This window comes from Pseudoxanthomonas sp. LjRoot204_2, assembly GCF_056175765.1.
Window position 1 is genome coordinate 1 of sequence record NZ_JBGFFG010000272.1, and the last position, 4,666, is coordinate 4,666.

A 4,666-nucleotide genomic window follows, 5' to 3' on the forward strand; every position below is an offset into this window, starting at 1 on the left:
CGCACGCAGGATGCCGTGGCCGGCCTGCTGGCCGACGTTCGGGCGCGGGGAGATGCCGCGCTGCGTGAGGTCACCGCGCGCTTCGATGGCGTCGAACTGGCCGCGTTCGAGGTCGGCGAAGAAGAATTCGCCGCTGCCCACGCGGCCGTGCCCGCCGACCTGCGCGAGGCGATGCAGCAGGCGGCGGACCGCATCGACGCATTCCACCGTGCCGGCATGGCGCAGTCTTACGCGGTGGAAACGGCGCCGGGCGTCGTCTGCGAGCGCATGATCCTGCCGATTCCGCGCGTGGGCCTGTATGTGCCCGCCGGCACCGCGCCGTTGCCGTCCACCGCGCTGATGCTGGGAATTCCTTCCCGTCTGGCCGGCTGTCGCGAGGTCGTGTTGTGCACGCCGCCGCGAAGGGATGGCAGCGCCGATCCGGCGGTGCTGGTGGCTGCCCGGCTGACCGGCGTGCGCCGCGTTTTCAAGCTGGGCGGCGCGCAGGCGATCGCGGCGATGGCCTTCGGCACGGACAGTGTGCCGGCGTGCGACAAGTTGTTCGGTCCCGGCAACAGCTACGTGACGGAAGCGAAGCGCCAGGTCGCCCAGGCCGGCGCCGCCGCCATCGATATGCCGGCCGGCCCGTCGGAGGTCCTGGTGATCGCCGATGCCGGCGCGGATGCGGCCTTCGTGGCGGCCGACCTGCTGTCCCAAGCCGAACACGGCCCGGATTCGCAGGTGCTGCTGCTGTCGGACGATGAGGGGCTGATCGAACGCGTGCAGGCCGAACTGGCTGCGCAACTCGCGGCGCTGGATCGTGCCGACATCGCACGGCAGTCGCTGTCGGCGTCGCGCCTGGTCAAGGTGGCGACGCTGGAGGAGGCCTTCGCCATCAGCAACCGCTATGCGCCGGAACACCTGATCATGGCGCTGCGCGAGCCGCGTGCCTGGTTGGACAAGGTGGAAGCGGCCGGGTCGGTCTTCCTCGGCGATTACACGCCGGAGGCGCTGGGCGATTACTGCAGCGGGACTAACCACGTGCTGCCCACCAGTGGCGCTGCTCGCGCCTACAGTGGCGTCAGCGTGGCCAGCTTCCAGAATTTCGTCAGCGTGCAGTCGGCCAGCCGTGCCGGCATCGCGGCCATCGGCGATTGCGCACTGACGCTCGCGCGCGCCGAAGGGCTGGACGCGCATGCCAACGCGGTCGCGCTGCGCCTGCGCAAGGTGGCCGCATGAGCGCCGTCCTTTCCCTGGTCCGCCCGGACCTGCGCGGGTTCGCCGGCTACAAGTCCGCGCGCAGCGAAGCGTTGCAGGGCGATGTATGGTTGAACGCGAACGAGTCCGCCTGGCCGAACCCGGCGGACGGGCAGGGCCGCAGCCGCCGCTATCCGGATCCCCAGCCGCCGGCGTTGCGCGCGCGGCTGGCGCAGCTGTATGGCGTCGGGCCGGAACACCTGCTGGTCGGACGCGGCAGCGACGAGGCCATCGACCTGCTGGTGCGCGCCCTGTGCGTGCCGGGACAGGACGCGATCGTGGTGACGCCACCGGTATTCGGCATGTACGCCGTCTGTGCGCGCCTGCAGGGTGCGCCCATCATCGAAGTGCCGTTGCGGGAGAGCGACGCGGGTCTGGCCGCCGACCTCGATGCCATCCGCGAGGCCGCACTGGGGCAGGGCGCCAAGCTCGTGTTCCTGTGCTCACCGTCGAATCCGGCCGGCTCCGCCATTCCACTCGATGAAGTCGCCGCCTTGGCGCGTACCCTGGAGGGTCGCGCGCTGGTGGTCGTGGACGAAGCGTATGGCGAGTTCGCCGATGGCCCTTCCGCGACGACGCTGCTGGATGACCACGCCAACATCGCCGTCCTGCGCACGCTGTCCAAAGCGCATGCGCTCGCGGCGGCGCGCATCGGGGTGGTGATCGGCGATGCGGAGCTGGTGGCCGTGCTGCAGCGCTGCCAGGCGCCGTATCCCGTGCCGACGCCCTGTGCCGACCTCGCGCTGGAGGCCTTGTCCGACGCGGCACTGGCGCAGACGCGCGAACGCGTCGCGAGCGTGCGCAGCGAGCGCTCGAGGCTGCAGGCCGCGCTGGAAAGGACGCCCGGCGTGCGTCGCGTCTATCCCTCGCAGGGGAACTACCTGCTGGCACGCTTCGACGATGCCGAAGGTGCCTTCCGTGCGTTGCTGGCCGCGGGCGTGGTGGTGCGCGACCAGCGCGCCGCGCCGCAACTGGCCGACGCCCTGCGCATCACGATCGGTTCGCCGGCCCAGAACGACCGCGTCATCGCAGCCCTCGACGCGCGGGAGCAAGCCGCGTGACGCCCATCCTCTTCATCGACCGCGACGGCACCCTGATCGAGGAGCCCGAGGACTTCCAGATCGATGCGTACGAAAAGGTGCGCTTCGTGGCCGGCGTCATCCCGGCGCTGCTGAAACTGCGGGACGCCGGCTATGAATTCGTCATCGTCAGCAACCAGGACGGCCTGGGCAGCGAGCAGTATCCGCGCGCCAGCTTCGACGGCCCGCAGGCGCTGATGATGCAGGTGTTCGAGAGCCAGGGCATCCGCTTCCGCGACGTGCTGATCGACGACAGCTGGCCGCACGAGAACAGGCCCACGCGCAAGCCGGGCATCGGGCTGATGGTTCCCTACCTGCAGGACCGCAGCATCGACTGGGCACGCTCGGGCATGGTCGGCGACCGCCCGACCGACATCCAGTTCGCCGACAACCTGAAGATCCGCGGCTTCCAGCTGAAGACGGCGCAGTTCGGCGGCGAGTGGGACTGGGCCGGCATCGCGCACGCACTGGCGGATGCGCCGCGCCGCGCGGTGGTCCAACGCAATACGAAGGAGACGAAGATCCGTGTCGAGGTGGACCTCGACCGCGTGGCCGACCCTGTCGCGAGGACCGGCCTGCCGTTCTTCGACCACATGCTCGAACAGATCGGCAAGCACGGCGGCTTTGCGCTGGACGTGCGTGCCGACGGCGACCTCCACATCGACGAGCATCACACCGTCGAGGACACCGGCCTGGCGCTCGGCCAGGCGCTGAAGGAAGCGCTGGGCGACAAGCGCGGCATCGGCCGTTACGGCTTCACGCTGCCGATGGACGAGACGCTGGCCAGTGCCGCGCTCGATTTCAGCGGGCGGCCGTACTTCGTCTTCAGCGGCGAATTCAAGCGCGAGCGTGTCGGCGACCTGCCGACCGAACTGGTACCGCATTTCTTCCGTTCGCTCTGCGACGCCTCCGGCCTGAACCTCAATCTGAAGGTCGAGGGCGACAACGACCACCACAAGGTGGAAGCCAGCTTCAAGGCGCTGGCGCGGGCCTTGCGCCAGGCGATCAAGCGCGAAGGCGCCGACCTGCCTTCCACCAAGGGCGCGCTGTGATGCGGGTGGTGCTGGTGGATGCGGGCGGCTCCAATATCGGATCGGTGCGCTATGCCCTGGAACGCCTCGGCGTGGACGCGGAACTGACCGGGGATGCGGCGGCGATCCGTGCCGCCGACCGGGTGATCCTGCCGGGTGTCGGCGCGGCGGCCGTCTGCATGAAACGGCTCGAGGACCTGGCGCTGGTCGATGTGCTGCGCACGCTCGAAAAACCCTTGCTGGGCGTGTGCGTGGGCGTCCAGCTGTTGTTCGCGCACTCGGAAGAAGACGACACCACGTGCCTGGGCCTGTTGCCGGGACGCGTACGGAAACTGCAGGCCTCGCCCGGCATCCGTGTGCCGCACATGGGCTGGAATACGCTGCAGCGGCGACGCGACAGCTCGCTGGTGGAGGGAATAGAGGACGGCGACCATGCCTACTTCGTCCACAGCTATGCCGCGCCGGTCGACGACGACTGTCTCTCCAGCAGCGAGCATGGCCAGCATTTCGCCGCGATCGTGCAACGCGGCAACGTGGCCGGCGCGCAGTTCCATCCCGAGCGATCGGGGGCCATCGGCGCCCGCTTGCTGAAGAATTTCATCGAGTACGGACTGCAATGACCGGTTTCATCGTATATCCCGCCATCGACGTGCGCGATGGCCGCGTGGTGCGCCTGGCGCAGGGCGACTACGCGCGCGAGACGCGCTACGAAGGCGCGCCGCTCGATGTCGCGTCGCGCTACGCCGAGCAGGGCGCGCAGTGGCTGCACCTGGTCGACCTGGATGCGGCACGTGCGGGCGGCTACACGCTTGCGCCGCTGCTGGGCGAGATCGCGCGGAACACGCCGCTGAAGGTGCAGAYGGGCGGTGGCGTGCGCCAGCGCGACGATGTGGCCCGTATCCTCGATGCAGGCGCCGACCGTGTGGTGATCGGGTCGCTGGCGGTTCGCGAGCCGGACACCGTGCTGGCGTGGCTGGCCGAGTTCGGCAGCGAGCGCATTACCGTGGCGCTGGATTCGCGCCGTGACCGCGACGGCATCTGGCGGTTGCCCGTGCATGGCTGGACCGAGACCGCGTCGGAGACGCTGGACGAACTCGCCGTGCGCTACGCCGACGCCGGCCTGCGCCACCTGCTGTGCACCGACATCGCGCGCGACGGCATGCTGACCGGCTCCAACTTGGCGCTCTACGCCTACCTCCACGACACCGTCCCGTCGCTGGCGGTGCAGGCGTCGGGTGGCGTCAGCGCCGTCGCCGACGTCGAGGGCGCCCGCGAGGCGGGCTGCGCCGGCATCGTGCTGGGCCGCGCGCTGCTCGAAGG

Annotated in this window: 5 protein-coding genes; all 5 read left to right on the forward strand. The window is 69.8% G+C overall.

The genetic code is table 11. From position 1 onward, the window contains the following. A partial coding sequence (gene hisD / locus AC04L7_RS12740) for a histidinol dehydrogenase (RefSeq protein ID WP_475513130.1) occupies window positions 1-1,218 on the forward strand: 1,218 nt, incomplete at its 5' end. Continuing rightward, complete coding sequence (gene hisC / locus AC04L7_RS12745; protein ID WP_435998013.1) at window positions 1,215-2,297, forward strand: histidinol-phosphate transaminase; 1,083 nt, start codon at window positions 1,215-1,217, stop codon at window positions 2,295-2,297. The genes hisD and hisC, both read left to right, overlap by 4 nt. Beyond that, window positions 2,294-3,367 carry a bifunctional histidinol-phosphatase/imidazoleglycerol-phosphate dehydratase HisB gene (gene hisB, locus AC04L7_RS12750; RefSeq protein ID WP_435998015.1) on the forward strand — a complete coding sequence of 358 codons (1,074 nt, stop codon included), beginning with the start codon at window positions 2,294-2,296 and terminating at the stop codon, window positions 3,365-3,367. The genes hisC and hisB overlap by 4 nt, the downstream gene beginning before the upstream one ends. Beyond that, the gene (gene hisH, locus AC04L7_RS12755) at window positions 3,367-3,966 is read left to right on the forward strand and encodes an imidazole glycerol phosphate synthase subunit HisH (protein WP_435998017.1); all 600 of its coding nucleotides are present in this window, start codon (window positions 3,367-3,369) and stop codon (window positions 3,964-3,966) included. Before hisB ends, hisH begins: the two co-directional genes overlap by 1 nt. After that, window positions 3,963-4,666: 1-(5-phosphoribosyl)-5-[(5-phosphoribosylamino)methylideneamino]imidazole-4-carboxamide isomerase (gene hisA / locus AC04L7_RS12760; protein WP_475513131.1), on the forward strand; the 704-nt coding region annotated here is incomplete at its 3' end. The genes hisH and hisA, both read left to right, overlap by 4 nt.